This is a genomic window from Rhodococcus sp. P4_F3_2 (assembly GCF_056401335.1).
On sequence record NZ_JBFUJN010000123.1, the window covers coordinates 1 to 640 of the forward strand.

Consider the following 640-nt stretch of genomic DNA (forward strand, 5'->3'; position numbering starts at 1 on the left):
TGTATACACTGATCTATCTGAAAAAGTAAAGAAAATGTTAATAGCTGCTGGGTTCAATAAAAAAGGAGCAGCAGATTTATATGAGGCAGACACGCAAATCTATCATAAAGGTTTGCGTTTTTATTATGTCTTAAAACAATAATTGGAGGTATTACACAATGGAAAAAGCTAAAAAAATGCCTATTGGTATGAAAGATTTGTTCTATGCAAAGTTATTAGAAGACGTTAAAGGTGGGCTTACAACATATGCTCCACCTAAATCTTTAGCTGGAGCAGTAACTGGTAACTTAAATCCAAATGGTTCTATTACGCCTTTCTTCTCTGATGATGGTCCATCTGTAGTTGTTACATCACAAGGGTTATTAGAACTTGAATTAGGTATTGATGCATTAGAAAAAGAAGTAGCAGCTGAAATTTTCGGGTGGAGAATTGATTCTAATGGTGTCCTTTTAGAAGGTGACTCAGCCAATCAGCCATATATTGCTTTAGGATGGCGCTCTGAGACAACAGATGGTGGTTATAAGTATGTTTGGTTATATAAAGGTAAGATCCAACCACCAAGTGAAGAGTATCAAACAAAAGGCGAATCTGTGGAAATTAAATCAGGTTCATTGAATGCAAGCTTTATCAAGCGTGATTC

General features: G+C 35.6%; 1 protein-coding gene. It reads left to right on the top strand.

Annotated features, from left to right (window positions below):
- Positions 1–158: 158 nt before the first annotated feature.
- Positions 159–640, top strand: a 482-nt coding sequence (locus AC1DWA_RS33050; RefSeq protein WP_477917653.1) for a major tail protein, incomplete at its 3' end; no start/stop codon positions are given.